This is a genomic window from Enterobacter ludwigii, assembly GCF_001750725.1.
GTDB classification, from domain to species: Bacteria; Pseudomonadota; Gammaproteobacteria; order Enterobacterales; family Enterobacteriaceae; genus Enterobacter; species Enterobacter ludwigii.
On record NZ_CP017279.1, the window covers coordinates 1,099,892 to 1,125,377 of the forward strand.

Annotated in this window: 25 protein-coding genes and 1 pseudogene; 16 read left to right on the top strand and 10 right to left on the bottom strand. The window is 54.8% G+C overall.

Annotation, left to right across the window (positions count from 1 at the left end):
* Positions 1–188: 188 nt before the first annotated feature.
* The 7 genes from astC to ves all read left to right on the top strand — a co-directional run bounded on the left by astC (position 189) and on the right by ves (position 7,903).
* Positions 189–1,409 (top strand): succinylornithine/acetylornithine transaminase, encoded by a 1,221-nt coding sequence (gene astC / locus BH714_RS05240; RefSeq protein WP_040017242.1) that lies wholly within the window; start codon positions 189–191, stop codon positions 1,407–1,409.
* Positions 1,406–2,440 (top strand): arginine N-succinyltransferase, encoded by a 1,035-nt coding sequence (gene astA, locus BH714_RS05245; RefSeq protein ID WP_014169664.1) that lies wholly within the window; start codon positions 1,406–1,408, stop codon positions 2,438–2,440. The genes astC and astA overlap by 4 nt, the downstream gene beginning before the upstream one ends.
* Positions 2,437–3,924 carry a succinylglutamate-semialdehyde dehydrogenase gene (astD, locus tag BH714_RS05250; RefSeq protein ID WP_020884423.1) on the top strand — a complete coding sequence of 496 codons (1,488 nt, stop codon included), beginning with the start codon at positions 2,437–2,439 and terminating at the stop codon, positions 3,922–3,924. The genes astA and astD overlap by 4 nt, the downstream gene beginning before the upstream one ends.
* Positions 3,911–5,236: an N-succinylarginine dihydrolase gene (astB, locus tag BH714_RS05255; RefSeq protein ID WP_040017243.1), complete on the top strand. Its 1,326-nt coding sequence runs from the start codon at positions 3,911–3,913 to the stop codon at positions 5,234–5,236. Before astD ends, astB begins: the two co-directional genes overlap by 14 nt.
* Before the next feature lie 10 nt (positions 5,237–5,246).
* Positions 5,247–6,212, top strand: coding sequence for a succinylglutamate desuccinylase (gene astE, locus BH714_RS05260; protein ID WP_040017244.1), 966 nt, complete (start codon positions 5,247–5,249; stop codon positions 6,210–6,212).
* A gap of 338 nt (positions 6,213–6,550) precedes the next feature.
* Entirely contained in the window at positions 6,551–7,048 is a 498-nt protein-coding gene (gene spy / locus BH714_RS05265; RefSeq protein WP_020884420.1) for an ATP-independent periplasmic protein-refolding chaperone Spy, read from the top strand.
* 297 nt (positions 7,049–7,345) lie between these two features.
* Complete coding sequence (gene ves, locus BH714_RS05270) at positions 7,346–7,903, top strand: environmental stress-induced protein Ves (RefSeq protein WP_020884419.1); 558 nt, start codon at positions 7,346–7,348, stop codon at positions 7,901–7,903.
* Here the strand turns inward: ves and cho are convergent.
* Together cho and nadE are read right to left on the bottom strand one after the other, a co-directional pair.
* On the bottom strand, positions 7,881–8,759 hold the full coding sequence (gene cho / locus BH714_RS05275) for an excinuclease Cho (protein ID WP_014169671.1): 879 nt from the start codon (positions 8,757–8,759) through the stop codon (positions 7,881–7,883). The genes ves and cho overlap by 23 nt on opposite strands.
* Positions 8,760–8,882: 123 nt before the next feature.
* Complete coding sequence (gene nadE / locus BH714_RS05280) at positions 8,883–9,710, bottom strand: ammonia-dependent NAD(+) synthetase (RefSeq protein WP_020884418.1); 828 nt, start codon at positions 9,708–9,710, stop codon at positions 8,883–8,885.
* A gap of 232 nt (positions 9,711–9,942) precedes the next feature.
* On the opposite strand from nadE, the gene osmE reads away from it, so the two are divergent.
* The 7 genes from osmE (at position 9,943) to chbG (ending at position 15,803) form a co-directional block, all read left to right on the top strand.
* A complete protein-coding gene (gene osmE, locus BH714_RS05285; RefSeq protein ID WP_014169673.1) occupies positions 9,943–10,287 on the top strand; it encodes an osmotically-inducible lipoprotein OsmE in 345 nt (114 codons plus the stop codon).
* Between the two features lie 281 nt (positions 10,288–10,568).
* The gene (chbB, locus tag BH714_RS05290; RefSeq protein WP_008500676.1) at positions 10,569–10,886 is read left to right on the top strand and encodes a PTS N,N'-diacetylchitobiose transporter subunit IIB; all 318 of its coding nucleotides are present in this window, start codon (positions 10,569–10,571) and stop codon (positions 10,884–10,886) included.
* 79 nt (positions 10,887–10,965) lie between these two features.
* Positions 10,966–12,324 (top strand): PTS N,N'-diacetylchitobiose transporter subunit IIC, encoded by a 1,359-nt coding sequence (gene chbC, locus BH714_RS05295; RefSeq protein ID WP_014169674.1) that lies wholly within the window; start codon positions 10,966–10,968, stop codon positions 12,322–12,324.
* 47 nt (positions 12,325–12,371) lie between these two features.
* Positions 12,372–12,719: a PTS N,N'-diacetylchitobiose transporter subunit IIA gene (gene chbA, locus BH714_RS05300; protein WP_020884417.1), complete on the top strand. Its 348-nt coding sequence runs from the start codon at positions 12,372–12,374 to the stop codon at positions 12,717–12,719.
* Between the two features lie 8 nt (positions 12,720–12,727).
* The gene (gene chbR, locus BH714_RS05305; protein ID WP_014169676.1) at positions 12,728–13,567 is read left to right on the top strand and encodes a transcriptional regulator ChbR; all 840 of its coding nucleotides are present in this window, start codon (positions 12,728–12,730) and stop codon (positions 13,565–13,567) included.
* A gap of 110 nt (positions 13,568–13,677) precedes the next feature.
* Positions 13,678–15,033, top strand: coding sequence for a 6-phospho-beta-glucosidase (locus BH714_RS05310; protein ID WP_040017246.1), 1,356 nt, complete (start codon positions 13,678–13,680; stop codon positions 15,031–15,033).
* A gap of 11 nt (positions 15,034–15,044) precedes the next feature.
* A complete protein-coding gene (gene chbG / locus BH714_RS05315) occupies positions 15,045–15,803 on the top strand; it encodes a chitin disaccharide deacetylase (RefSeq protein ID WP_040017247.1) in 759 nt (252 codons plus the stop codon).
* An 85-nt stretch (positions 15,804–15,888) separates the two neighbouring features.
* Here chbG and katE read toward each other — a convergent pair whose 3' ends face one another.
* Positions 15,889–18,138: a catalase HPII gene (katE, locus tag BH714_RS05320; protein WP_040017248.1), complete on the bottom strand. Its 2,250-nt coding sequence runs from the start codon at positions 18,136–18,138 to the stop codon at positions 15,889–15,891.
* Between the two features lie 187 nt (positions 18,139–18,325).
* Here katE and cedA point away from each other — a divergent pair, with 187 nt between their 5' ends.
* The gene (gene cedA / locus BH714_RS05325; protein ID WP_071605472.1) at positions 18,326–18,580 is read left to right on the top strand and encodes a cell division activator CedA; all 255 of its coding nucleotides are present in this window, start codon (positions 18,326–18,328) and stop codon (positions 18,578–18,580) included.
* A gap of 48 nt (positions 18,581–18,628) precedes the next feature.
* On the opposite strand, the gene BH714_RS05330 is transcribed toward cedA, so the two are convergent.
* From BH714_RS05330 to hxpB, 4 genes and pseudogenes are all read right to left on the bottom strand, one after another.
* Positions 18,629–20,020, bottom strand: coding sequence for an L-cystine transporter (locus BH714_RS05330; protein ID WP_040017249.1), 1,392 nt, complete (start codon positions 20,018–20,020; stop codon positions 18,629–18,631).
* A 127-nt stretch (positions 20,021–20,147) separates the two neighbouring features.
* On the bottom strand, positions 20,148–20,738 hold the full coding sequence (locus tag BH714_RS05335) for a metal-dependent hydrolase (RefSeq protein WP_020884412.1): 591 nt from the start codon (positions 20,736–20,738) through the stop codon (positions 20,148–20,150).
* A gap of 92 nt (positions 20,739–20,830) precedes the next feature.
* Positions 20,831–21,592 (bottom strand): annotated as a pseudogene (gene kduD, locus BH714_RS05340) (2-dehydro-3-deoxy-D-gluconate 5-dehydrogenase KduD); the annotation flags it as partial.
* A 129-nt stretch (positions 21,593–21,721) separates the two neighbouring features.
* Entirely contained in the window at positions 21,722–22,393 is a 672-nt protein-coding gene (hxpB, locus tag BH714_RS05345) for a hexitol phosphatase HxpB (protein WP_040017250.1), read from the bottom strand.
* A 148-nt stretch (positions 22,394–22,541) separates the two neighbouring features.
* On the opposite strand from hxpB, the gene BH714_RS05350 reads away from it, so the two are divergent.
* The gene (locus tag BH714_RS05350) at positions 22,542–23,078 is read left to right on the top strand and encodes a YniB family protein (protein ID WP_040017251.1); all 537 of its coding nucleotides are present in this window, start codon (positions 22,542–22,544) and stop codon (positions 23,076–23,078) included.
* 36 nt (positions 23,079–23,114) lie between these two features.
* Here BH714_RS05350 and BH714_RS05355 read toward each other — a convergent pair whose 3' ends face one another.
* From BH714_RS05355 to pfkB, 3 genes are all read right to left on the bottom strand, one after another.
* Positions 23,115–23,975, bottom strand: coding sequence for a fructosamine kinase family protein (locus tag BH714_RS05355; RefSeq protein ID WP_014169687.1), 861 nt, complete (start codon positions 23,973–23,975; stop codon positions 23,115–23,117).
* A gap of 105 nt (positions 23,976–24,080) precedes the next feature.
* Positions 24,081–24,371, bottom strand: coding sequence for a type V toxin-antitoxin system endoribonuclease antitoxin GhoS (ghoS, locus tag BH714_RS05360; RefSeq protein WP_014169688.1), 291 nt, complete (start codon positions 24,369–24,371; stop codon positions 24,081–24,083).
* Positions 24,372–24,476: 105 nt separating this feature from the next.
* Positions 24,477–25,409, bottom strand: coding sequence for a 6-phosphofructokinase II (pfkB, locus tag BH714_RS05365; protein WP_040017252.1), 933 nt, complete (start codon positions 25,407–25,409; stop codon positions 24,477–24,479).
* Positions 25,410–25,486: the final 77 nt, after the last annotated feature.

The following is a 25,486-nucleotide window of genomic DNA, read 5'->3' on the forward strand; positions in this document are numbered from 1 at the left end:
TAAAAATATTCACTTTTTATGCAATAACAGTGAATAACTCCATATCGTAACTTATTGATATTCTGTACCCCTAACCCGTTTATGCATTTTTATCGCTGGCTGGCACGAAGGCTGCAATCTACATTCACAGTGCAAACACTCAATTATTTAACATCTAAATAACCTTTTATTTACCGGATGAGGTCGCTATGTCTCTGTCAATTACGCGTGAAAATTTCGATGAATGGATGATGCCGGTTTACGCTCCGGCGGCTTTTATTCCGGTACGGGGGGAAGGCTCACGCCTGTGGGATCAACAGGGCAAAGAGTATATCGACTTTGCAGGCGGGATTGCGGTAAACGCGCTGGGTCACGCGCACCCGGCACTGCGCCAGGCGTTGAACGACCAGGCGGCGAAGTTCTGGCATACCGGTAACGGTTTTACCAACGAGCCCGCTCTGCGACTGGCGAAAAAGCTGATCGACGCAACGTTTGCCGAAAAAGTCTTTTTCTGTAACTCAGGTGCGGAAGCAAACGAAGCGGCCCTGAAGCTGGCGCGCAAATATGCACACGATAAATTCGGCGTTCATAAGAGCGGCATTGTGGCGTTTAAAAACGCGTTCCACGGCCGCACGCTCTTTACCGTCAGCGCCGGCGGTCAGCCGTCATACTCGCAGGATTTTGCGCCACTGCCGCCGGATATTCGTCACGGCGTGTATAACGATCTGCAGTCCGCCAGCGAGCTTATCAACGACACTACCTGTGCGGTGATCGTCGAGCCTATGCAGGGTGAGGGCGGGGTCCTTCCGGCGCAAAAAGCGTTCCTGCAGGGGCTGCGTGAGCTGTGCGATCGTCATCACGCGGTGCTGATTTTCGATGAAGTCCAGACGGGTGTGGGGCGTACCGGTGAGCTGTATGCCTATATGCACTACGGCGTAACGCCGGACGTGCTCTCTACGGCGAAAGCGCTGGGCGGTGGCTTCCCGATTGGCGCCATGCTGACCACTGATAAATTCGCCAGCGTAATGACCGTGGGTACGCATGGTACAACATACGGGGGTAACCCGCTGGCTACCGCCGTGGCCGGACAGGTTCTCGACATCATTAACACGCCGGAAGTGCTCAAGGGCGTTAAACAACGTCATGACTGGTTTGTTGAGCGCCTGAACGCCATCAACAGCAAGACGGGACTGTTTAAAGAGATCCGCGGTCTGGGTCTGTTAATTGGCTGCGAACTCACACCTGAGTTTGCCGGAAAAGCTAAACTTATTTCACAGGAAGCGGCAAAAATGGGCGTGATGGTACTGATTGCCGGTGCCAACGTGGTGCGTTTTGCCCCTGCGCTGATTGTCAGCGAGGAAGAGGTGAGAACCGGTTTAGACCGTTTTGCACTGGCCTGTGAACATGCGAAGTCCGGGGTGTCATCATGATGGTCATCCGTCCCGTTGAGCGCGGCGATATTGCCGGGCTCATGCAGCTTGCCGGTAAGACGGGAGGCGGGCTGACCTCGCTTCCTGCCGATGAAAAAACGCTGTCGGCGCGCATTGAGCGCGCCCTGCAAACCTGGCAGGGGACGTTGCCAAAAAGCGAACAGGGTTATGTGTTCGTTCTCGAAGATACCGACACCGGTACCGTGGCCGGCATTTGCGCAATCGAAGTGGCCGTCGGGCTTAACGACCCGTGGTACAACTACCGTGTCGGTACGATGGTTCACGCCTCAAAAGAGCTGAACGTCTATAACGCGCTGCCCACGCTTTTTCTCTGTAATGACCACACGGGAGCCAGCGAGCTTTGCACGCTGTTCCTCGATCCTGCGTGGCGCAAAGAGGGCAACGGTTATCTGCTCTCCAAGTCGCGCTTCATGTTTATGGCCGCGTTCCGCGATCGTTTTAACGAAAAGGTCGTCGCCGAGATGCGCGGCGTGATCGACGACACCGGCTATTCACCTTTCTGGGAGAGCCTGGGCGAGCGCTTCTTCTCAATGGAGTTCAGCCGGGCGGACTATCTGTGCGGCACCGGGCAGAAAGCGTTTATCGCCGAACTGATGCCGAAACACCCCATCTATACCCATTTCTTAAGCCCCCAGGCGCAGGCGGTGATTGGCGAAGTGCACCCGCAAACCGCGCCGGCCCGGGCGGTGCTGGAAAAAGAGGGTTTCCGCTACCGTAACTATGTGGACATCTTTGACGGCGGACCCACCCTGGAGTGCGATATCGACCGCGTGCGCGCGATCCGTAAAAGCCGGCTGGTTGAGGTTTCTGAAGGCCAGCCTGCACCGGGTGAGTGGCCGGCATGTCTGGTGGCTAACGAGCAGTACAACAATTTCCGCGCCATGCTGGTGCGAACCAACCCGAAAAGTGAACGTCTGGTGCTGACGGCCGCGCAACTGGATGCCCTGAAATGTAACGCCGGCGACACGGTTCGCCTGGTGCGTCTCTGCCCTGAGGAGAAAACAGCATGACTTTATGGATCAACGGTGACTGGGTCACGGGCGAAGGCGAGCCGCGCATAAAGACCAATCCGGTCGGACAAGAAGTGCTCTGGAAGGGAAATGACGCCAGCGCCGGGCAGGTCGAACAGGCCTGTCACGCCGCCCGTCGCGCTTTCCCGGGATGGGCGAAACAACCGTTCTCCGTACGTCAGGGAATTGTCGAGAAATTTGCATCACTGCTGGAGGCCAATAAAGCCGAATTGACGCGCGTTATCGCTCAGGAAACCAGCAAGCCGCGCTGGGAGGCGGCCACGGAAGTGACGGCGATGATCAATAAAATCGCCATTTCGGTGAAGGCGTACCATACCCGGACCGGTGAGCAACATACCGATATGCCTGACGGCGCGGCCACGCTGCGCCACCGTCCGCACGGCGTGCTGGCGGTATTTGGCCCCTATAACTTCCCGGGGCATCTGCCGAACGGGCATATCGTGCCCGCGCTGCTGGCGGGCAATAGCGTGATTTTCAAGCCGAGTGAGTTAACGCCACTGACCGGTGAGGTGGTGGTGAAGCTCTGGGAACAGGCTGGTCTGCCGCACGGGGTGCTCAATCTGGTGCAGGGGGGACGTGAAACCGGCCAGGCGCTGAGTGCGTTGAGTGATATCGACGGCCTGCTGTTTACCGGCAGCGCCGGAACGGGCTACCAACTGCATCGCCAGCTGGCGGGGCAGCCGGAAAAAATTCTCGCGCTGGAGATGGGCGGTAACAACCCGCTGATCGTTGAAGATCCCGATGATATCGACGCGGCGGTGCATTTGACCCTCCAGTCAGCGTTTATTACCGCCGGACAGCGCTGCACCTGCGCGCGTCGTCTGCTGGTGAAACGGGGTGCACAGGGCGACGCCTTCCTCGCGCGGCTGGTGGAAATCAGCGCGCGTCTGGTGCCTGCGCAGTGGGATGCCGACCCACAGCCGTTTATTGGGGGGCTGATTTCCGAGCAGGCCGCGCTGAACGTGCTGAAAGCCTGGCAGGATCACGTGGCGCGCGGGGCGAAAACCCTGCTTGAGCCAAAGCAAATCAAGCCCGGAACATCGCTCCTGACGCCGGGCATTGTTGAGATGAGTGGCGCACGCAACGTGCCGGATGAAGAGGTCTTTGGCCCGCTGCTCTGCGTCTGGCGTTATGACGATTTTGACAGCGCCATTGAGATGGCCAATCACACCCGCTATGGCCTGTCGAGCGGTCTGATTTCCCCGCATCGTGAGAAATTTGATCAGCTGCTGCTCGAAGCACGCGCCGGGATTGTGAACTGGAATAAACCGCTTACCGGTGCGGCGAGTACGGCACCGTTTGGCGGGGTAGGCGCTTCGGGTAACCACCGCGCCAGCGCGTGGTATGCCGCAGATTACTGCGCGTGGCCGATGGCGAGCCTGGAAACGCCTGCGCTGACGCTGCCGGAAACGCTGAGTCCGGGGCTGGATTTTACTCAGGGGGATCGTCATGAAAGCGCGTGAAGTTAACTTTGACGGGCTGGTGGGGCTGACGCACCACTATGCCGGCCTCTCGTTTGGTAATGAAGCCTCGACGAAGCACCGTTTTCAGGTCTCCAACCCGAAACTGGCGGCGAAGCAGGGGCTACTGAAAATGAAAGCCCTGTCGGATGCCGGTTTCCCGCAGGCGGTGATCCCGCCGCAGGAGCGTCCGAACGTGGCGGTGTTACGTCAGCTCGGCTTTAGCGGCAGCGATGAGCAGGTTATCGAAAAAGCGGGTACGCAGACGCCGCACCTGCTTTCAGCGGCGAGCTCTGCCTCGTCGATGTGGGTGGCAAACGCTGCTACCGTTGCACCGTCGGCCGATACGCTGGATGGCAAAGTACATTTAACGGTGGCGAACCTGAATAACAAATTCCATCGTGCTACCGAAGCGGAGACGACCGAGCGCGTTCTGCGTGCGATTTTCCGTGATGAGGCTCACTTTGAGGTCCATCAGGCGTTGCCACAGGTGGCCATGTTCGGGGATGAAGGAGCGGCAAACCATAACCGTCTTGGGGGGGATTATGGCGATCCCGGCGTACAGCTGTTCATTTACGGGCGAGAAGAGGGCGGCCATTCGGCGCCTGTCCGTTATCCCGCCCGCCAGACGCTGGCGGCAAGCCAGGCCGTCGCGCGGCTGAACCAGGTGAATCCCTCACAGGTGATTTTTGCTCAGCAGAACCCGCAGGTGATTGACCAGGGGGTTTTCCACAATGACGTCATTGCCGTCTCTAACCGCCAGGTGCTGTTCTGCCATGAGCAGGCGTTTGCCCATCAGGAGAAGCTGCTCGCTACGCTGCATGAGCGGGTGCCGGGGTTTATGCCGATTCAGGTGCCGACCCAGGCGGTCAGCGTGCAGGACGCGGTTGAAACTTACCTCTTTAATAGCCAGCTGTTGAGCCGTGAGGACGGCAGCATGATGCTGGTGCTGCCGCAAGAGTCGCAGGACCATAAAGGGGTGTGGCGTTATCTGTCTGAACTGGTGAAAGCCGATAACCCGATCGATGAATTGCGCGTCTTTGACCTGCGCGAAAGCATGGCCAACGGCGGCGGTCCGGCCTGTTTACGCCTGCGCGTAGTGCTGACGCAGAACGAAATGCAGGCTGTTAATCCAGCCGTGATGATGAATGAGACGCTGTTTAACTCCCTGAATGACTGGGTGGATCGTTACTATCGCGACAGATTAACGCAGGCCGATCTGGTCGACCCTCAGCTACTGCGTGAAGGGCGTGAGGCACTGGACGCGTTAACAACAATCCTGCAGTTGGGAACGGTTTATCCGTTCCAGCGCTAAAGGAGTGGCTATGGAAAATTTACTGGCGTTGACACTGGCCGATGAAACGCCCGAACAGCGTGAGGGGGAGGGCCCCTCATTTCACTGGCGGTGGCTGGGTCGCGGCGTCCTTGAACTGACACCGGCCGCGAAGAGTGAGTTATCGCTGCTGCTTTCAACCGGCATCCATGGCAATGAAACCGCGCCGGTTGAAATTGTCGACCTGCTGCTTCGCGCGTTGTATCGGGGAGATATCACCCTGCAGTGCCGTCTGCTAGTGGTGCTTGGCAACCCGCCAGCGCTGGCGCAAAACAAACGTTATCTTGAGAGCGACCTTAACCGCATGTTTGGCGGCCGCTGGTCACAGTTTGTGCCGGGCGATGAAACGTCGCGGGCGCAGTGGCTTGAGCACGTGGTTGCCACATTTTTCGCCGCGGCCGGTCCCGTGCGCTGGCATCTCGACCTGCATACGGCAATTCGCGCCTCTTATCATGTGCGCTTTGGTGTTCTGCCCCAGCGTAACCAGCCGTGGGATGAGGCGTTTCTGAGCTGGCTGGGCGACGCCGGGCTGGAGGCTCTGGTGTTTCATCAGTCGCCGGGGGGCACATTTACCCATTTCACCTGTGAGCATTTCGGCGCGCTGGCCTGCACGCTGGAACTGGGAAAAGCGCTACCGTTTGGCCAGAACGATCTCACGCGCTTCGCGCCAACGCATCTTGCGCTTCGCGCGCTGCTTGGAGGATTGGCACCCGAGCCAACGCAACAGACTGTCGTGCGTTATCGGGTCGTACAGCAGATCACTCGCCGCAGCGAGGCCTTCCGGCTGCATATGGCCGCCCACACGCTGAACTTCACCCCTTTTCGCAAAGGCGTTCTGCTGGCGGAAGATGGCGACGAGCGCTACGAGGTGCAGAAAACCACTGAATATGTTCTGTTCCCTAATCCATCAGTAGCGTTTGGCCTGCGTGCCGGGCTGATGCTGGAAAAAGTGTCCTGAACATTTCCCCTCTCATTGCCTGAGAGGGGAACGTCAAATTATTTTTCTTAGCGATTAAAGCGCAATGACAACTATTGCAGAATATTCCTGGTGAATTGCTTTATTATTGGTCTTCACTTCGCTATACTTTTTTAAATTGCTTTTAAAATCATCATTTTGAATATTTTCGTTGCAACTCTCCATCCTTTATCCTTAATTCCTCCACATTTGGCGATAATTTGTTTTTTACACTTTCATTGTTTTACTGTTGCTCTGATTAATTGACGATAAACCCCGTAAAGTTAATCTCGTCAACACGGCATAGCGCCGAAGAATAACTGAAAGTAAGGAAATAAATTATGCGTAAGTTTACTGCACTGTTTGTTGCTTCTACCCTGGCTCTGGGCGCTACCAGCATGGCGTTCGCTGCAGATACCGCGACCACCACCACTGCCGCGCCTGTCGAAGGCAAAATGATGATGCATCATAAAGGCAAGCCGGGTATGCACCACGAGATGATGATGTTTAAAGATCTGAACCTGACGGATGCACAGAAACAGCAGGTCCGCGACATCATGAAAAGCCAGCGCGACCAGATGAAACGTCCGTCACTGGACGAACGCCGCGCGATGCATGACATCATCGCCAGCGACAGCTTCGATAAAGCAAAAGCCGAAGCGCAGATCGACAAAATGGCTGAGCAGCATAAAGCCCGCATGCTGGCGCATATGGAAACCCAGAACAAGATCTACAACATTCTGACGCCGGAACAGAAAAAACAATTTAATGCCAATTTTGAGAAGCGTCTGACAGAACGTCCAGCAATGGAAGGTAAAATGCCAGCACCAACCGAATAATCGGTTCAACATCTTAAGACCGCCGGGATCCTGTCCACAAAAGCGCTAACGCTGTGGACAGGACCGGCGGTTTTTCTTTCCTGCCCTCTTGTCTGCCGCCGCCAGAGCGGTATTCTCCTGTAGTCGCTTCAGAGAATGTTTGCAGAGTCATGGCGTTATAATTTTTATTAACGTTCCGCTAAGGCCTGCCCGCTCTGCTGCCGATACTGTGCCTGTGAAAACCCAACGATAACAAACAAGACAGCAACGATAGCGATATCCTTGCCCTGGCACAGGTTGTGCCTTTCAGGAGTGGTGATGGAGTTCTTTGATATCCGTAAGATGCCGGTCAGCCTCTGGCGCAATGGCGCAGGCGAGACGCGGGAAATTTGTTGTTTTCCGCCCGCAACGCGCGATTTTTACTGGCGTGCCAGTATCGCGACCATCGCCAGCAATGGCGAATTCTCCTCTTTTCCCGGTGTCGATCGGGTGATTACCTTGCTTGAAGGGGGTGAGGTAACGCTGGATGCCGGTCAGGCGTTCTGCCATACCCTGAAACATCATCAGCCATACCATTTTTCCGGCGATCAGCCGGTGAAAGCGCTGCTTTCCGAAGGACGGATGTCGATGGATTTCAACATCATGACCCGGCGTGACCGTTGTCAGGCGAAAGTGCGTGTCGCTGACCGCACCTTTACCACGTTCGGCTCCCGCGGGGGCGTCGCGTTCGTGTTAAGCGGGGCGTGGCAGCTTGGCGATAAGTTGCTGACGGCCGATCAGGGCGCCAGCTGGGAGGAGGGCGTCCATACTCTCCGCCTGCTGGAGGCTCAGGGCACCTTATTATTCAGCGAAATTAACTGGCTGCCGGGGCACTAAGCTCAATGACCTCATACTTGCCGGTTAACACGGGCTTGCAGAGAATTTTGTAGCCATCGTGGTCGAAACCGGCGGGTGTGCGCAGCAAGGTTGCCGCATCGTTTACATCGTCAACAGCACCCAGCCAGAGCCAGTTGTTGATGATGTGATACTGGGTCATCGCGTCACCGACTTCTTTTAGCGCAACGGCACCCTCCCACGGCCAGCAGTTAACGCTAAGCGCCGCCAGCCCTGCGAGGAGCCGGGCGTGGTGTTCCTCAATGCTTTCTTTCCCGCAGCAGGCCCCTGCGCAGCGCTTTAACGCTGAGCGGAAACAGGCACGCCCGCGGGTGGTTGCTTCGAGGCCTAGCAGGCTGTAGCACAGCTGTAACTCATCGGCCAGCGTTTGCAGAGCCTGCAGAGCCGCCCGTTTGTTAGCGAACAGCCCGTAGAGATTGGGGGCGTGAGAAAAATCGACTTCGCGTGCGTAGACAACCTGCGGCTTACCGGCGTTTATCTGCAGGGAGCAGAGCTGCCGGTTGCGGCGCAGGCGCTTATTGAACAGCGGCTGTTGCTCTTTGATCAGCCGGGCTTCCAGTAAGAGCGCGCCCATTTCTCCGGCGGTACGAAACCAGGTGATGCGTCGCGACTGGCGCAGCATTGCCGCCTCGTCTGGCGTGCGCAGATGAGACATGACCCGGCTGCGAATATTTACGCTTTTGCCAATGTAGAGCGGAAGGGTGTCACTCTCACCGTGAAAGATATACACGCCCGGCTGTTTAGGCAGTTCCTCAAGCCAGGGGCGAAGATGTTCGGGATATTCGTAGATAGCCGCCGCTTCAAACTCAAGACGCGGGGCGGATTGACGCCTGCTCACATACTACTCCATATACTGTTCAGGCATACAGTGTAGCAGAGCCGGTTTGGTTAAAAAAGAGCCGGGTGGCGCAACGGACGGTGCGGGCGAACACCCTCTCCCCAGAGAGAGGGTGCCAGAGTGTTACTTTTTCCAGAAATCATCGAACACGGTGATCGGCGGGCGACGCTTGTGCTCGGTTTTCAGATACCAGCTTTCAATGATCTTCGCGGTACCTTCATCCAGTTTTTTGCCTTCCAGATAATCATCAATATTGTCATAGGTGACACCCAGGGCCGCTTCATCCGGCAGGGAGGGGCGATCGTCTTCCAGATCTGCCGTTGGCGCTTTCTTGTAAAGGTGCTCCGGGCAACCCAGCGCGGCAAGCAGCTGCTTACCCTGACGTTTGTTCAGACGGAAGAGCGGGTTAATATCGGTACCGCCGTCGCCATACTTGGTGAAGAAACCCGTGATGGCTTCTGCCGCATGATCGGTACCGACCACAACGCCTTTGGTCATCCCGGCAATGCTGTATTGCGCTTTCATACGTTCACGGGCTTTTTCATTGCCGCGGACAAAATCGCTCAACTCAATGCCTGCTTCGCGAAGCGCCTGCTCGCTGGCCAGCACCGATCCTTTGATATTGACGGTGAGCACGCGATCGGGCTGGATGAAGGCGATGGCATCCTGGCAATCCTGTTCATCGGCCTGCACGCCATAGGGAAGACGCACGGCAATAAACTGCAGCGCGTCATCACCCGTCTCTTCGCGGAGCTCTGAAATTGCCATCTGGCAGAGTTTACCGGCCAGGGTAGAGTCCTGACCGCCGCTGATGCCCAGCACCAGGGATTTCAGGAACGAGTGAGTTTTTAAATAAGACTTTAAAAAATCCACGCTGCGGCGGATCTCTTCTTGTGCGTCTACCGCGGGCTTTGCGCCCAGCGCCTGAATAATCTCTTGTTGCAGAGCCATCACGCCCTCCATATGCAGAACATAAACAGATTGTGTTAACTGTTAAAACTAACCCTTTGAACGAGAAACGACAAGGATCACAGTTTCGAGTGCGCTAAATTGCGGCGATTTAGCAGGTTATCGTTGTTTTATTAGAATTTTCCGAAATTCGTCTGGCGGAATTCACAAAGTTGAACAATAGTACTTTTTATTCCATGCTTAGATAACACGCTGATAAACAAGAGGACGGAATATGAACAAGAACGTAGCAGGAATTCTTAGCGCAGCGGCGGTACTGACTATGCTGGCAGGGTGTACGGCCTACGACCGCACCAAAGATCAGTTTACACAGCCCGTAGTGAAAGATGTCAAAAAAGGCATGACCCGTTCGCAGGTGGCTGCGATTGCCGGCAAGCCTTCTTCTGAAGTGACAATGATTCATGCACGCGGTACCTGCCAGACCTATATCCTGGGTCAACGTGATGGTAAGGCAGAGACCTACTTCGTTGCGTTGGATGAGACCGGTCATGTGATCAACTCCGGTTACCAGACCTGTACTGAATACGATACCGATCCGCAGGCACCTAAGGCGCAGTAACCCTTCTTGCCTGAGTATGTTAACAAACCGGCCGTTGGGCCGGTTTTTTTATACATACGTAAATCTTATTTCTTCTCGCGAATTATTTGCCTGAAATGTGAAGGTAGTCAACACGCCAGGTCAATGAGAGACAATTTGCCCCTGTGCAGAATTATCTCCTGTCTGTACCATTGCGTATACTCACTCCAACGACAAACAACAGTAAGCAAACTACCTGTCTGCCAGGATAGCGAGTCGAGTGATAGCGCGATGGCAGGTAGTCATACGAGAGGGAAGTTACTATGGAAAAGAAACATATCTATCTGTTCTGCTCAGCAGGCATGTCAACCTCGCTTCTGGTGTCAAAGATGCGTGCTCAGGCTGAGAAGTATGAAGTCCCGGTGGTAATCGAAGCGTTTCCGGAGACGCTGGCGGGCGAAAAGGGCCAGACAGCCGACGTCGTTTTACTGGGGCCGCAAATTGCCTATATGTTACCCGAAATTCAACGTCTGTTACCCAATAAACCGGTCGAAGTGATCGATTCGGGATTGTACGGCAAGATTGATGGTTTAGGTGTATTGAAAGCTGCTGTTGCAGCCATTAAAAAAGCTGCTAATTAATTTTTATTTTTCCCGTCAAAGAGTTATTTCACACACAATACGCCGTAACCTGCGTTGCGGCATTTAAGGGTATTTTCCTATGAGTAAAGTCATCGCTTCACTTGAAAAGGTACTCCTTCCTTTTGCTGTTAAAATAGGAAAGCAGCCTCACGTTAATGCCATCAAAAACGGTTTTATTAGATTAATGCCGTTGACGCTGGCTGGGGCAATGTTCGTTTTAATTAACAACGTTTTTCTGAGCTTTGGTGAAGGTTCCTTCTTTTATTCATTAGGAATTCGATTAGACGCTTCCACAATTGAAACCCTTAATGGTTTAAAAGCCATCGGCGGCAACGTATATAACGGTACGTTAGGTATTATGTCGCTGATGGCACCTTTCTTTATTGGCATGGCACTGGCGGAAGAGCGGAAAGTGGATCCGCTGGCCGCAGGTTTATTATCCATTGCCGCCTTTATGACCGTGACGCCATACAGCGTCGGTGAGGCCTATGCCGTAGGGGCCAACTGGCTGGGGGGCGCTAATATCATCTCCGGTATCGTTATCGGTCTGGTGGTTGCGGAGATGTTCACCTTTATTATTCGTCGCAACTGGGTTATCCGTTTACCGGATAGCGTGCCGGCGTCCGTTTCTCGTTCATTTTCCGCGTTGATTCCAGGCTTCATTATTCTCTCCATCATGGGGATTATCGCCTGGGCGCTCTCTCATTGGGGCACTAACTTCCACCAGATCATTATGGACTCTATCTCAACGCCGCTGGCGTCAATGGGTAGCGTGGTCGGTTGGGCGTATGTGATTTTCACCTCCCTGCTGTGGTTCTTTGGCGTGCATGGTTCACTGGCACTGGCGGCGCTGGACAGCGGTATCATGACCCCATGGGCACTGGAAAACGTTGCACTTTATCAGCAGTACGGCTCCGTTGACGCGGCGCTGGCAGCCGGTAAAACCTTCCATGTGTGGGCGAAGCCGATGCTCGACTCTTATATCTTCCTGGGGGGTACCGGGGCGACGCTGGGTCTGATCATCGCGGTCTTTATTGTTTCTCGTCGCGCTGACCATCGTCAGGTTGCGAAGCTGGCACTGCCGTCAGGCATCTTCCAGATTAACGAGCCGATTCTGTTTGGTCTGCCAATCATCATGAACCCGGTAATGTTCATTCCGTTCATTCTGGTTCAGCCACTGTTGGCGGCCATTACCCTGACGGCCTATTACCTGGGCATTATCCCGCCCGTCACCAACATTGCGCCGTGGACTATGCCGGCGGGTCTGGGGGCGTTCTTCAACACCAACGGTAGCGTGGCTGCCTTCCTGCTGGCGATATTCAACCTCGGGATTGCAACACTGCTCTATATGCCATTCGTGGCGATAGCAAACAAAGCTGCAACCGTTATCGATGAAGAAGAGAGCGAAGAGGATATCGCCCTCGCACTGAAATTCTAAAATTGCACGGCGCGGGGCAACCCGCGCCAGCCAAAAGGAGCTTAAAAATGTTAGATTTGGACAGTATTGTCGCAGAAGAAACCGCAGAGAACGATCTGGAAGAGGTGGTGATGGGGCTTATCATCAATTCCGGGCAGGCGCGTAGCCTGGCGTATGCCGCGCTCAAACAGGCCAAGCAGGGTGATTTCGCAGCCGCAAAGACCATGATGGAACAGTCCCGTACGGCGCTGAACGAAGCACACCTGGTGCAGACAAAGCTTATTGAAAGCGACCAGGGTGAAGGCAAGATGAAGGTCAGTCTGGTGCTGGTGCATGCGCAGGATCATCTGATGACGTCGATGCTGGCACGTGAACTGGTGGCCGAGTTAATTGAGCTTCACGAGAAGATGCAGTAAGGCAGAGTTTGCAGCAGGAGGTCAGCGCGATGGAAATAAAAACCGCACTTGAACAGCAACTGTTTAATGGCAAAAATTTTCACGTGATTATTTACAACAAGACGGAGAGCGCGAGCGGTCTGCATCAGCATGACTACTATGAGTTCACGATTGTTCTGACCGGTCGCTACTACCAGGAAATCAACGGCAAGCGCGTCCTGCTTGAGCGGGGAGATTTCGTCTTCCTGCCGATGGGGTCCCATCACCAGAGCTTTTATGAATTTGGTGCAACCCGCATTCTTAACGTAGGTGTCAGCAGACGCTTCTTTGAGAAACACTATCTGCCGCTGGTGCCGTTCTGCTTTGTGGCCTCGCAGGTCTATCGCATCAAAAACGAGTTCATGACCTGGATTGAAACGGTTATCGCCTCGCTTAACTTTCGCGAGAATGAATTTGATGAGTTTATTGAAACGGTGACGTTTTATGTGATGAACCGTCTGCGCCATCATCGTGAAGAGCAGCAGGTAAGCGATGATATTCCGCAGTGGCTGCGCAGTACGGTTGAACTGATGCACGATAAAGGACAATTCAGCGAAAATGCGCTGGAAAATATGGTCGCTTTGTCCGGTAAATCACAGGAATATCTGACCCGAGCAACTCAGCGTTATTATCGTAAAACGCCAGTGCAAATTATTAATGAAATCCGCATTAATTTTGCTAAAAAACAGCTGGAAATAACCAACTACTCGGTTACCGATATTGCTTATGAGTCAGGCTACAGTAGCCCCAGCTTGTTTATTAAGACCTTTAAGAAATTGACTTCGTTCACACCGAACAGTTACCGGAAGAACCTGACGGTAATTAATTAAATTTCGGCGGATTTACCCGCCACAAATATTGCCTTGATTGCTTGCCCACAGAGCGGGAAGAGTACGCTACACCTTGCAGGCGATTAACCTGATATGCTAAGGGAGATATTATGCAGAAGAAATTAAAAGTCGTAACCATTGGCGGCGGCAGCAGTTATACCCCGGAATTACTCGAAGGTTTCCTGAAACGTTATCATGAATTACCGGTCAGCGAATTATGGCTGGTGGACGTTGAGGAAGGTCAGGAGAAACTGAATATCATTTTTGAGCTCTGCAAGCGGATGGTCGCGAAAGCCGGTGTGCCATTGACCGTGCATAAAACCCTCGACCGTCGCCTGGCGCTGCAGGATGCCGACTTCGTGACGACCCAGCTGCGCGTCGGCCAGCTCAAAGCGCGTGAAATGGATGAACGTATTCCACTGAGCCACGGCTATCTGGGGCAGGAGACCAACGGCGCGGGCGGCCTGTTCAAGGGGCTGCGTACCATTCCGGTCATTTTTGACATCATCAACGATGTGGAAGCGATCTGCCCCAACGCGTGGGTGATTAACTTCACCAACCCGGCCGGGATGGTGACCGAGGCGGTCTATCGCCACACCGGTTTCAAACGCTTTATCGGCGTCTGTAATATTCCGATTGGCATGAAGATGTTCATCAGCGATGTGCTGGAGTTGACCGATAACGACGATCTTTCTATCGATCTCTTTGGCCTGAACCACATGGTGTTTATCAAAGATGTCATTGTGAATGGTCAGTCTCGCTTTAGCGAATTGCTTAACGGCGTGGCCTCCGGGCGCCTGACCGCTGCGTCAGTGAAAAACATCTTTGACCTGCCGTTCAGCGAAGGGCTGATCCGCTCGCTTAATCTGCTGCCTTGCTCATACCTGCTTTACTACTTCAAACAGAAAGAGATGCTGGCCATCGAGATGGGTGAGTACTATAAGGGTGGCGCACGCGCTCAGGTGGTGCAGAAAGTTGAAAAGCAGCTGTTTGATTTGTATAAAGATCCGAACCTGAACGTGAAACCGAAAGAGCTTGAGCTGCGCGGCGGAGCGTATTATTCCGATGCGGCGTGTGAAGTGATCAACGCCATTTACAACGACAAGCAGGCCGAGCACTACGTCAATGTGCCGCATCACGGTCATATCGACAACATCCCGGCTGACTGGGCCGTTGAGATGACCTGCATTCTGGGACGTGATGGCGCCAGACCGCATCCACGGATTACCCATTTTGACGACAAAGTGATGGGGTTGATCCACACCATCAAAGGGTTTGAAGTGGCAGCCAGCAACGCGGCGCTGAGCGGTGAACTCAATGACGTTCTTCTGGCGCTCAATCTCAGCCCGCTGGTCCATTCCGATCGCGATGCCGAGCAACTGGCCAGCGAAATGATTCTGGCGCATGAAAAATGGTTGCCTAATTTTGCCGCCACGATTGAGAAGCTGAAATTCAAACAGCACTGAGAGGATGTGTGATGGAAAACCTGCTGATCGTCAATGCTGATGATTTTGGTCTCTCAAAAGGTCAAAACTACGGCATTATTGAAGCCTGCCGCCGGGGTGTGGTGACCTCAACTACGGCACTGGTTAATGGTGACGCGGTTGAACACGCGGCGCAGCTCAGCCGCGAGGTGCCAGCGCTGGGCGTCGGCATGCACTTTGTATTGACGCTCGGGATGCCGCTTTCACCGATGCCGGGACTTGCGCGGGACGGACAGCTGGGCAAATGGATTTGGGAACAGGCAGAGCAGGGCACGCTGCCGCTCGAGGAGATTACCCGCGAGCTGGACTGTCAGTTCAACCGTTTCGTCGATCTCTTTGGCCGTGAACCCACGCATATTGACAGCCATCATCACGTGCATATGATCCCGGCACTTTTCCCGTCAGTGGCGGAATTTGCACAGCGCAAAGGCGTGGCAATGCGCGTGGATCGTGAGGTGCAGGCGCTGCACGGGCTGTCATTGTCTTCTGTGCCCACAACGGACGGGTTCAGTAGCGCGTTCTACGGCGACGAGATTAGCGAAGCGCTGTTCCTGCAGGTGCTGGATGAGTCCGCCACGCGCGGGGAACGGTCGCTGGAAGTGATGGCACACCCGGCGTTTGTCGATAACATTGTGCGTAAAAGTGCCTACTGCTGGCCGCGACTGGCGGAACTGGATGTGCTGACGTCGGCATCGCTGAAATACGCCATTGCCGAGCGTGGGTACCGTCTGGGCACCTTTGAGGATGTATGAAAATAGCCCGGAGGCGCGGTGCCTGCCGGGCTGAGTAAACGATGTCAATCAGCGCCGGGTCGGGCAAAGCCAGACCCGGCTTTTCTTATGCCGGTATCCGATCAATCTTACTGCTGCGTGACCACACACGGTGCGCTGCGAGCAGATCGAACAGCTTCGTCATAAACGCATCATCGACGTTATCGCCTTCGACAATACCATCTTCACCTTGCTCAGCCACCTTCAGGTGCGCTTTAAACTGTCGCGCATCGCCGGACAGGGCGATCGGCTTCAGGTGTTTATAGGCTTCCAGCAGATAATAAATCGCATCGCCATTGTTCAGCAGACTGTCGATGTCGCCGCACGGCACAATCACCGCATCAACGGTGAGCGATGGTGCTCCGGCAAAGGTGGCCGCAACCGGCAGCACTGAACCGTCGTCGGCGGTCACTTCCCCCATGCGGGAATAGAGCAGTTTGGCGTGAACGCCTTTGGCTTTCAGCGCCTGCATAATCCCCAGCACGTCGCTGGCACGGGTGTTGTCATTCAGCAGAATGGCCACTACCCGGCCTTTTATCGAGCCACCCGGCACCGCATACAGACTCAGGGACGGATCTTTCTTCAGTCCGTTAACGTCTTTAGGTGGGGCCGCATTGCGTTGCTCGTCCGTCAGCGTAATGCCAAGGTTATCCGCCACGCTCTGGGCAAGCTGAATATCGATATGGGCGAGCTGATCGACCACGCGCTCGCGGATGTAAGTCCGCACCACTTTGCTCAGTTCAAAGCTAAAGCCGCCGATAATGTGCTGTTGCTCGATCGGCGTCTGGCTGTTCCAGAACAGGCGAGGTTGGGCATAATACTCGCCGAATGACGGGCTACGCTCGCGGATTTTATTGCCATCGATGCGCTCCTGGTACGACTCAAAACCACCGCGTTTCGGTCCCGGCGGCGTTTCGCGCGGCCAGTTATCGTTGATGGAGTTCGGCTCATAGTTAGCCGGATTGGTATCGATATCCTGGCGATGCATCCCGTCGCGCTGGAAATTGTGGTACGGGCAGGTTGGACGGTTAATCGGAATTTCGTGGAAGTTTGGCCCGCCAAGGCGACTGATCTGCGTATCGGTATAGGAGAACAATCGCCCCTGCAGGAGGGGATCGTTCGTGAAATCCAGCCCCGGAACGATATGCCCCGGGTGGAACGCGACCTGCTCATTTTCGGCAAAGAAATTGTCCGGGTTACGGTTGAGCACCATTTTACCCACCAGCTGAACCGGCACCAGCTCCTCTGGGATCAGCTTTGTCGGGTCGAGAAGGTCGAAATCGAAGTTAAACTCATCCTCTTCCGGGATCAGCTGTAACCCCAGTTCATATTCCGGGAAGTCACCGGCTTCAATCGACTCCCACAGTTCGCGACGGTGGAAGTCCGGATCGCGCCCGGTCAGCTTCTGGGCTTCATCCCACACCAGCGAGGCTTTGCCCGCCACAGGCTTCCAGTGGAAGCGTACGAATGTGGCTTTCCCGTCCGCGTTGATCATCCTGAAGGTATGAATACCAAACCCTTCCATCGTGCGGTAGCTGCGCGGAATGCCCCGGTCTGACATCGCCCACATCACGTTGTGTAACGTTTCTGGTTGCAGTGAGACATAATCCCAGAAGGTGTCATGCGCACTTTGTCCCTGCGGTATGGCCCAGTGGGGCTCCGGTTTTACCGCATGGACAAAGTCAGGAAATTTATGCGCATCCTGAATGAAGAACACCGGGGTGTTATTGCCGACGAGATCGAAAATACCCTCTTCGGTATAAAATTTGGTGGCGAAGCCGCGGATATCACGCACGGTATCTGCCGAACCCGCGCCGCCCTGTACGGTTGAAAAGCGGACAAAGACCGGTGTGATTTTGTCCGGATCGGAAAGGAAATCCGCTTTGGTTATCTCTTTGAGGCTTTTGTAGGGCTGGAAGTAGCCGTGTGCCGCGGAGCCACGCGCGTGAACGATGCGCTCAGGTATACGTTCATGGTCAAAATGGGTGATTTTTTCCCGCAGAATAAAGTCTTCCAGCAGGGTCGGTCCGCGCGTTCCCGCACGCAGCGAGTTCTGATCGTCAGCAATGCGCACGCCCTGGTTGGTGGTAAGTGCAAAACCTTCGCCGCCTTTACGGTGGGACTCAAGGGATTTCAGCTTCTCGTTTCCGGTATCCGGGGATTTCATACTTCCCGGCGCGGTAGGCTGTTCGCCAGGTGCGGAAGGGCCGGGGGACGGGCGGTGAGAGCCATCCGCTGGGGCCAGAGAGTCCATGCCTGGTTGAGATTCTTCAGTGCCATGAATGGGTGATTGATGTGTTTTATCTTTGTTCGACATTGCACGCTTCTCCTTTATCCATTGCTAAAAACCTTGTTAACTATAGAACAATGTGGCGAAAGGGCGGGCGAACTAAGAGTTTTCAGATGACCTGGTTAAGGAATGCGCTATCAGAGCGATGCAGGGCGCGACGCGTGGGGGGAGGATCGGCTATCATAGAATTTTCCTGCTTCCAGAATGTGCTTTAGTGAACCCGTCGCTTATGAAACCTTTTCGTCAACAAAACCGCCCTGTCATTAGCTACGTGCCCCGCGTCGAACCCGCGCCGCCCGAACACGCCCTGAAGGTGGATGGTTTTCGTGATGTCTGGCAACTGCGCGGTAAATACGTGGCGTTTGTTCTGATGGGAGAACACTTCCGTCGTTCGCCCGCGTTTTCGGGGCCGGAGTCGGCCCAGCGATGGGCGAACCAGGTCCGCCAGGATGAAGAGATTGAAGAATAGCAGCCAAAAAAAAACCGCCATCAGGCGGTTTTTTTTATTCATCCGTGATTAACGGTGCGCCAGTTCAGCGTCGTCTTCACTTTCCAGAATGGTTTTATCGGTCTGCTTCAGCCACTGGCTGGTCAACGTACCGGCGGTCATGGAACCGCTCACGTTCAGCGCAGTACGACCCATGTCGATCAGCGGCTCAACGGAGATCAGCAGGGCAACCAGCGTCACCGGCAGACCCAGGGCCGGCAGGACAATCAGCGCGGCGAAGGTTGCGCCACCGCCAACACCCGCAACGCCTGCGGAGCTGATGGTAACAATCCCGACCAGCGTGGCAATCCAGACGGGATCCAGTGGGTTGATACCCACGGTCGGAGCAACCATTACCGCCAGCATTGCAGGGTAGAGACCTGCGCAACCGTTCTGACCAATGGTGGCACCAAAGGAGGCAGAGAAGCTGGCAATAGATTCCGGTACGCCCAGACGACGGGTCTGCGCTTCAACGTTCAGCGGAATAGACGCGGCGCTGGAACGGCTGGTGAACGCAAAGGTCAGTACCGGCCACACTTTACGGAAGTATTTCAGCGGGCTAACGCCATTGACGCCCAGCAGGATACCGTGCACCACGAACATAATGCCCAGACCCAGATAAGAGGCGACGACGAAGCTACCCAGCTTAATGATGTCCTGCAGGTTAGAGCCGGCAACCACTTTGGTCATCAGCGCCAGAACACCGTAAGGGGTCAACTGCATCACCAGACGGACCAGCTTCATTACCCAGCTTTGCAGGGTATCGATAGCCACCAGCACGCGCTCGCCTTTCGGTGCGTCGTCTTTCAGCAGCTTCAGCGCCGCCACACCGAGGAAGGCCGCAAAGATCACCACGCTGATAATGGAGGTTGGGCTGGCACCGGTCAGGTCAGCAAACGGGTTCTTCGGCACGAAAGAGAGCACCATCTGTGGCACCGTCAGGTCAGCGACTTTACCCACGTAGTTGGTCTGAATCGCGGTAAGACGCGCCGTTTCAGCCGTACCCTGGACCAGACCTTCTGCGGTCAGCCCGAACAGGTTGGTGACCAGCACACCGACCAGAGCAGCAATCAGCGTGGTAAACAGCAGCGTACCGATGGTCAGGAAGCTGATTTTACCCAACTGGGTGGCGTTATGCAGACGGGCAACGGCGCTCAGAATAGAGGCAAACACCAGCGGCATAACGATCATCTGCAGCAGCTGGACATAGCCGTTACCGACGATGTTGAACCACTGAATAGAGTCTTTCAGAACTGGATTATCGGAGCCGTAGATAGCCTGCAACGCCAGACCAAACACGACACCCATGGCCAGACCAACCAGCACTTTCTTCGCGAGGCTCCACGGTTTGTGGCGCGCCTGCGCGAGAAGCAATAGCAATACAACGAACACCACAATGTTCGCGATGAGTGGAAAATTCATCCCCGTTCTCCTGATTTATTTTACGGTCGATTTTTACCGATCCTGTTGGCGCAAGGTTATCAGAAGTGTGATGTGGCGCTTATATCCAAATGGAATGGGTTATGACAAATGGAAATAATTTGTGTGCTTAGTGTTCAATCTGGTGATTAATGAACCGATTGAACTGAAATTGCAGCGAATTGATCATCTGGGATGACCAGCGCACTGCACTGTTTTCGGGCAAGGTTTGCGGCATCCAGACGGCGTAGGCAAAGAGCGCCATACACAACACACGCTCAAGCTGATTACCTTTCTGCGGCGCAAGAATGGGCAAACGGAAACGCCAGCGGCATGGCCAGAGCAGCGGCACGCCCGCAGGCGTCAGCATATCGGCAAGGATATGGCTTAAATAACCCAGCACCATTCCCTGGATAGCATCGGCGGGCACTATCCAGCTCTCAGGGACTTTTAAATAGAAAAGGGTAAGCAGGCCGAATACGGCCAGCAGGCTGTGGGTAAACCCACGGTGACCAAACGCGCGGGCGATGGGTTTTGATATCCACTTTAGCCGCTGTCCCAGGAATGATTTTGGATGGTCGATATCGGGCAGCAGACAGGTCAACACGGCGGACGGGACAATATGCCACCAGTCCCCCTGTGCGAGCACAGGGGTAAGTTCAGCGTTTTTGGCAAAAACTGCGCACGCAATGGAAAAAAGCAGATGGCCTTCCGCCGTCATGATAAAACCCATAAAACTGTCAATTCATACAGTATAGGGTTTTTATACAGTAGACGAAAGAGGTGACGGTGTAACTGTATGTCACAAACGCGCCTAGCGCGCCAGCCAGCCCCGTCGACGGCTAACGTATGACCGTTCACGTAATCCGAGGCGGCGGAGGCTAAAAAGACCACCGGTCCCTGCAGGTCTTCCGGAACTCCCCAGCGCCCGGCAGGTATCCGGTCGAGGATCTCCTGGCTGCGCTGCTGATCATCTCGCAGTTGCTGAGTGTTGTTGGTCGCCATATAGCCCGGCGCGATGGCATTAACATTGATGCCGTGTGTCGCCCATTCATTGGCCAGCAGACGCGTGATCCCCAACACGCCGCTTTTGGACGCGGTGTAAGAGGGCACGCGGATGCCGCCCTGGAATGAGAGCATCGAGGCGATATTAATGATTTTCCCGCCCTGGCCCTGCGCAATAAACTGTTTAGCCACGGCCTGGGAGAGGAAAAAAAGCGATTTCAGATTCAGGTTGATGACGTCGTCCCAGTCCTTTTCGCTGAACGCGAGAGCATCTTCACGGCGTATGGTCCCGGCATTGTTCACCAGAATATCGACTCGCCCCATCTCAGCAACCGCGCTGTCAACAACGTTCTGAAGACTCTCCTGCTGGCTGAGGTCGGCCCGAATCGCCCTGAACCGCCTTCCGAGTGCGCTAATGCAGGCAGCCGTTTCCTCCGGCGCTTTGCGGTTAACACCCACGATGTCGCATCCCGCCTGCGCCAGCGCAATGGCCATGGCTTGTCCCAGACCGGTATCGCATCCGGTGACGATGGCCACTTTTCCTGACAGAGTGAAGTTATCCAGTATCATACGCGCCTCAGAAGTAAGGTTATTGTCATTCTGACGCTAAGGATAGAAGCGGGGGATAAGAAAAGCAAACAAAATGAAACGATGTTTTGTTTTTAAAGCAGGCAGCCTGACGCTGCCTGAAAGGGGGGGTTACTCGCCGCGCAGGTGCTGCGCCGTCAGCTCAACCAGTGAGTTCAGCTTCACGTCGGCAAGGGCAAAACGGGGATCGTGTCGGCCTTCCTCCGCGGGAACAACAATCGAGCGCATGCGCGCGGCCTTCGAGGCCACCATTCCGTTAACGGAATCTTCCAGCGCGACGCAGCAGAGAGGATCAAGACCGAGTTTAGCGGCGCAGTCGAGATAGACCTGCGGGTGCGGCTTGCTGTATGGCAACGTTTCCGCTGAGGCCAGCGCGTCGAAGCTGTCGCGCAGCTCAAACATGGTCAGTACTTTTTCCAGCATATGCAGCGGTGAAGCTGACGCCAGGCCAACTTTCAACCCCTGCGCTTTACACAGCGCGACGGCTTCACGCACGCCGGGCAGCAGGGGCTTGCTCTCTTCCACCAGTGAGATGGCGCGGCTGATAATGCGCGCGGTCACTTCGTCGCGATCGGGTCCCACCCACGGCTGCTGGGCATACCACAGGTCCACCACCATATCGATGCGCAGACCAAGCGTATCCGGAAGTTCACTACGGCGGCTGATATCAACGCCCAGGCTGGCGATAACGTCCAGTTCGGCGCGATCCCACAACGGTTCGGAATCGATCAGTAATCCATCCATGTCAAAAATTGCGGCAAGAATCTGGCGCGGTGTCGACATCACAACGTCTCCTTATCCAGGGTGTACGACAGACGATAAATGCTAAGTGCACTCTGCAATTTAGCATATTGCCTTTAAAGAGCGGGCGAAAATGATGGTCAGCAGGTAGACTTAGGCAGAAATAACGCGTCTTTATGAAGGGGAACTGATGACGTATCAACAAGCTGGACGCATTGCTGTCTTAAAACGTATTGCTGGCTGGGTAATTTTTATTCCAGCCGTCATTTCGACGCTGATCTCTGTGCTCAAATTTATGTACGATCACAGTGAAAAACAGCCAGGTATTAATGCGGTAATGCTTGATTTTGCTCATGTCATGATTGAGATGATGCGTTTTAACACGCCGTTTCTGAATGTCTTTTGGTTCAATTCGCCGACGCCGAATTTTCATCAGCAGTTGAATCTCGGGTTTTGGGTGATCTACGCGCTGATCTTTATTGGTATGGCGTTGCAGGCCTCTGGCGCACGCATGAGCCGTCAGACGCGCTTTTTACGCGAAGGTGTGGAAGACCAGATGATTCTCGAACAGGCGAAAGGCCCGGAAGGGATGAGCCGCGAGCAGATTGAGTCCCGCATTGTTGTGCCGCGTCACACCATTTTCCTGCAAATTTTCCCGCTGTATATCCTGCCAGTCATTATCATCGTGGTGGGGTACTTCTTCTTTTCGCTGTTGGGATTCCTGTAACCGATAAGGGTGGCGACATAGCCACCCGTCCCGCCATTACGCGGCAAGCACACGTTCAAGTGCCCTCTGGGCATTGACCAGATGCTCTCCGCCAAACAGAATAGCGCGGTTCATCAGTGTGTAGAGCTGATACACCGGCTGGCGCTCAAGAAAACCCTGCGGCAGAGGCAGCACGGACTGATAACCGTCGTATATTTGCGGCGGTTGCTCAGGGTGCAGTGGCAGCATCGCCAGGTCACACTCCCTGTCGCCCCAGTAACAGGCCGGGTCGAAGATATAGGGGCCGTCAGGACCCAGCGCGCAGTTATCTGACCACAAATCGCCATGCAGCAGAGACGGCTGAGGCTGGTGGGATGCCAGACGCTGCTGAATGTGTTCGACGATGGCATCGATATTGCCAAACTCCAGACCTTTCTCCGCAGCCAGTTCCAGCTGCCAGCCAATGCGTTGCTCAGCAAAGAATGTCGACCAGCGTCGTTGCCAGGCATTGGGTTGTGGGGTGGTGGAGAGGTCGTTGTCAAAATCGAGACCAAACTGCGGCTGGTCGCTCCATTGATGCAGTCGCGCTAACTGTTGGCCGAGAATGAAGGCGTTATGGGCGTCTAACGGGCGGGCAGGAAGAAATTCCATGACCAGAAAACTGTAGTCGCGGTCGCTGCCCACGGCCCAGACCTGTGGGACCGTCACCGTTTTACTGCGCGACAACAGTTCCAGCTGGTCGGCTTCGGCGGTGAAAATCGGAAGCAGCTCTCGCTCATCGCATTTAACAAAGAGATCGCGCCCGGCGTAGCGTAAGTGCCATGCGGCGTGGATTTCTCCGCCTGGCAGTTCGTTCCGCAGTTCAATTTCACCTTCACCCAGTTGCTCACTTAAAAGATGACTGATAGCCTGCCACATGTTGTCTCTCCCATGTTGTCTGCCAGATCATAAAGTTAGCGCATAATTGCGGTAAAAAAATACGAACTAACGCACACCTGAGCGGTTTAAATTCATGCAGGGCACTTATTGTTCTTTTTTCTGCCAGCTTTCCCAGGTATCAAGATCAATTTCTGCCGCTTTGTCGGTCACGCTTTCGACCAGACTGGCCGCCAGAGCGTGAACCTCTTCTTTACTCAGGGCGCTGATCAGGCCAAACGTCAGGGTGCCTAAATCATGGATATTGCCCTCGTCATCCGTGAGTGTGAGCAGGAAATTGGCCCGGGTAAAGGCGTTGTTGAGCTCATTAAGCTCGGTCAGCGACGCTTGATGAATGTTGATGGTAACGACGTAGCGGGTGATGTCACCACTGCTCATAATTCACCTCATTGTTATCTTGGAAGTTTTCTTAGCATAGTCGATAGGCTGCGTTTGGCGACTATGGCGCGTATTTCCCCTTCACAGAGAAGGGGAAAAGGGGGATTAATTTCGGGACAGGTAATCGACGATTTTTTGCGTGTCGCTAAGCGAACAGAGACGTGTGCCCTGGTTGATGGTGGCAGCGCTACCCGCTGCGACGCCGTAGCGTGTCATCTCCAGTAATGAAGCACCCTGGGCCAGTTTCAGGGTCATCGCTCCAACCATGCTATCACCTGCGCCCACGGTACTCTGGCTTTTCATCGGCGGCGGGACAACCTGAACGGACCCCGTTTCGTCCACGGCCAGGGCACCCTGCGGGCCAAGGGAGACCACAACCCGTCGCGCTTTGCCGCTGTGAACCAGCTCCTGCACGGCGGTGAGGACATCGTCCGGCTGGTTCAGCTCGCGGTTCACCAGCGCGCTTAACTCTTTCTGATTGGGTTTAACCAGCTCAAGATTGCCCGGCGTCAGGGCTGCCTGAAGTGCCTCGCCGCTACTGTCGACAATGCAGCGGATACCGCGTTGCTGCGCGGCCCGAATCAGCGCCGTCAGTTTTTCCGTGCTGACACCGGGCGGCAGGCTGCCGCTTATCACCAGCAGAGCTCCGCTCTCAATGGCCAGCACCTTCTCTTCAAGCTGACGAAACTCATCTTCACTGAGTTTTGCACCCGGCATGACGAAACGGTATTGCTCGCCGCTGGACTCCACGTGCACATGCAGGTTTTGCCGCGTCCAGTCTTTGGACTCGACGGTCTGCGAGGCCACCTGTTCATCGGCCAGCAGAGAGACCAGGTGCTCACCGGTCGCGCCGCCTGCGGGGAAAATTGCTGTCGCCTTTCCACCGAGGTGCGTTATGGCTCGCGCCACATTGATGCCGCCGCCGCCGGGCTCAAACACCGGGGCGCTGCAGCGCAATTTACCTTCCGGGTAAATCTGGGGCGTCAGGGTGGCGGAATCGAGGGAAGGGGAGAGCGTCAGGGTGTAGATAGAAACCATCATTACCTCCTTTTAGCGTGGGTTTCTTTTAGTCTGGCACCATTTGTCAGGAAGGCAATGTAAATAACAGTATGATT

Coding starts and splice junctions, on each gene's coding strand:
- astE (WP_040017244.1), top strand. CDS start 5,247: ATGGAAAATTTACTGGCGTTGACACTGGCCGATGAAACGCCCGAACAG.
- osmE (WP_014169673.1), top strand. CDS start 9,943: ATGAACAAGAACGTAGCAGGAATTCTTAGCGCAGCGGCGGTACTGACT.
- BH714_RS05310 (WP_040017246.1), top strand. CDS start 13,678: ATGCAGAAGAAATTAAAAGTCGTAACCATTGGCGGCGGCAGCAGTTAT.
- katE (WP_040017248.1), bottom strand. CDS start 18,138: ATGTCGAACAAAGATAAAACACATCAATCACCCATTCATGGCACTGAA.
- astC (WP_040017242.1), top strand. CDS start 189: ATGTCTCTGTCAATTACGCGTGAAAATTTCGATGAATGGATGATGCCG.
- chbG (WP_040017247.1), top strand. CDS start 15,045: ATGGAAAACCTGCTGATCGTCAATGCTGATGATTTTGGTCTCTCAAAA.
- hxpB (WP_040017250.1), bottom strand. CDS start 22,393: ATGTCGACACCGCGCCAGATTCTTGCCGCAATTTTTGACATGGATGGA.
- astD (WP_020884423.1), top strand. CDS start 2,437: ATGACTTTATGGATCAACGGTGACTGGGTCACGGGCGAAGGCGAGCCG.
- BH714_RS05350 (WP_040017251.1), top strand. CDS start 22,542: ATGACGTATCAACAAGCTGGACGCATTGCTGTCTTAAAACGTATTGCT.
- pfkB (WP_040017252.1), bottom strand. CDS start 25,409: ATGGTTTCTATCTACACCCTGACGCTCTCCCCTTCCCTCGATTCCGCC.
- chbB (WP_008500676.1), top strand. CDS start 10,569: ATGGAAAAGAAACATATCTATCTGTTCTGCTCAGCAGGCATGTCAACC.
- BH714_RS05330 (WP_040017249.1), bottom strand. CDS start 20,020: ATGAATTTTCCACTCATCGCGAACATTGTGGTGTTCGTTGTATTGCTA.
- BH714_RS05335 (WP_020884412.1), bottom strand. CDS start 20,738: ATGACGGCGGAAGGCCATCTGCTTTTTTCCATTGCGTGCGCAGTTTTT.
- spy (WP_020884420.1), top strand. CDS start 6,551: ATGCGTAAGTTTACTGCACTGTTTGTTGCTTCTACCCTGGCTCTGGGC.
- ghoS (WP_014169688.1), bottom strand. CDS start 24,371: ATGAGCAGTGGTGACATCACCCGCTACGTCGTTACCATCAACATTCAT.
- astB (WP_040017243.1), top strand. CDS start 3,911: ATGAAAGCGCGTGAAGTTAACTTTGACGGGCTGGTGGGGCTGACGCAC.
- BH714_RS05355 (WP_014169687.1), bottom strand. CDS start 23,975: ATGTGGCAGGCTATCAGTCATCTTTTAAGTGAGCAACTGGGTGAAGGT.
- ves (WP_020884419.1), top strand. CDS start 7,346: ATGGAGTTCTTTGATATCCGTAAGATGCCGGTCAGCCTCTGGCGCAAT.
- chbA (WP_020884417.1), top strand. CDS start 12,372: ATGTTAGATTTGGACAGTATTGTCGCAGAAGAAACCGCAGAGAACGAT.
- chbC (WP_014169674.1), top strand. CDS start 10,966: ATGAGTAAAGTCATCGCTTCACTTGAAAAGGTACTCCTTCCTTTTGCT.
- astA (WP_014169664.1), top strand. CDS start 1,406: ATGATGGTCATCCGTCCCGTTGAGCGCGGCGATATTGCCGGGCTCATG.
- nadE (WP_020884418.1), bottom strand. CDS start 9,710: ATGGCTCTGCAACAAGAGATTATTCAGGCGCTGGGCGCAAAGCCCGCG.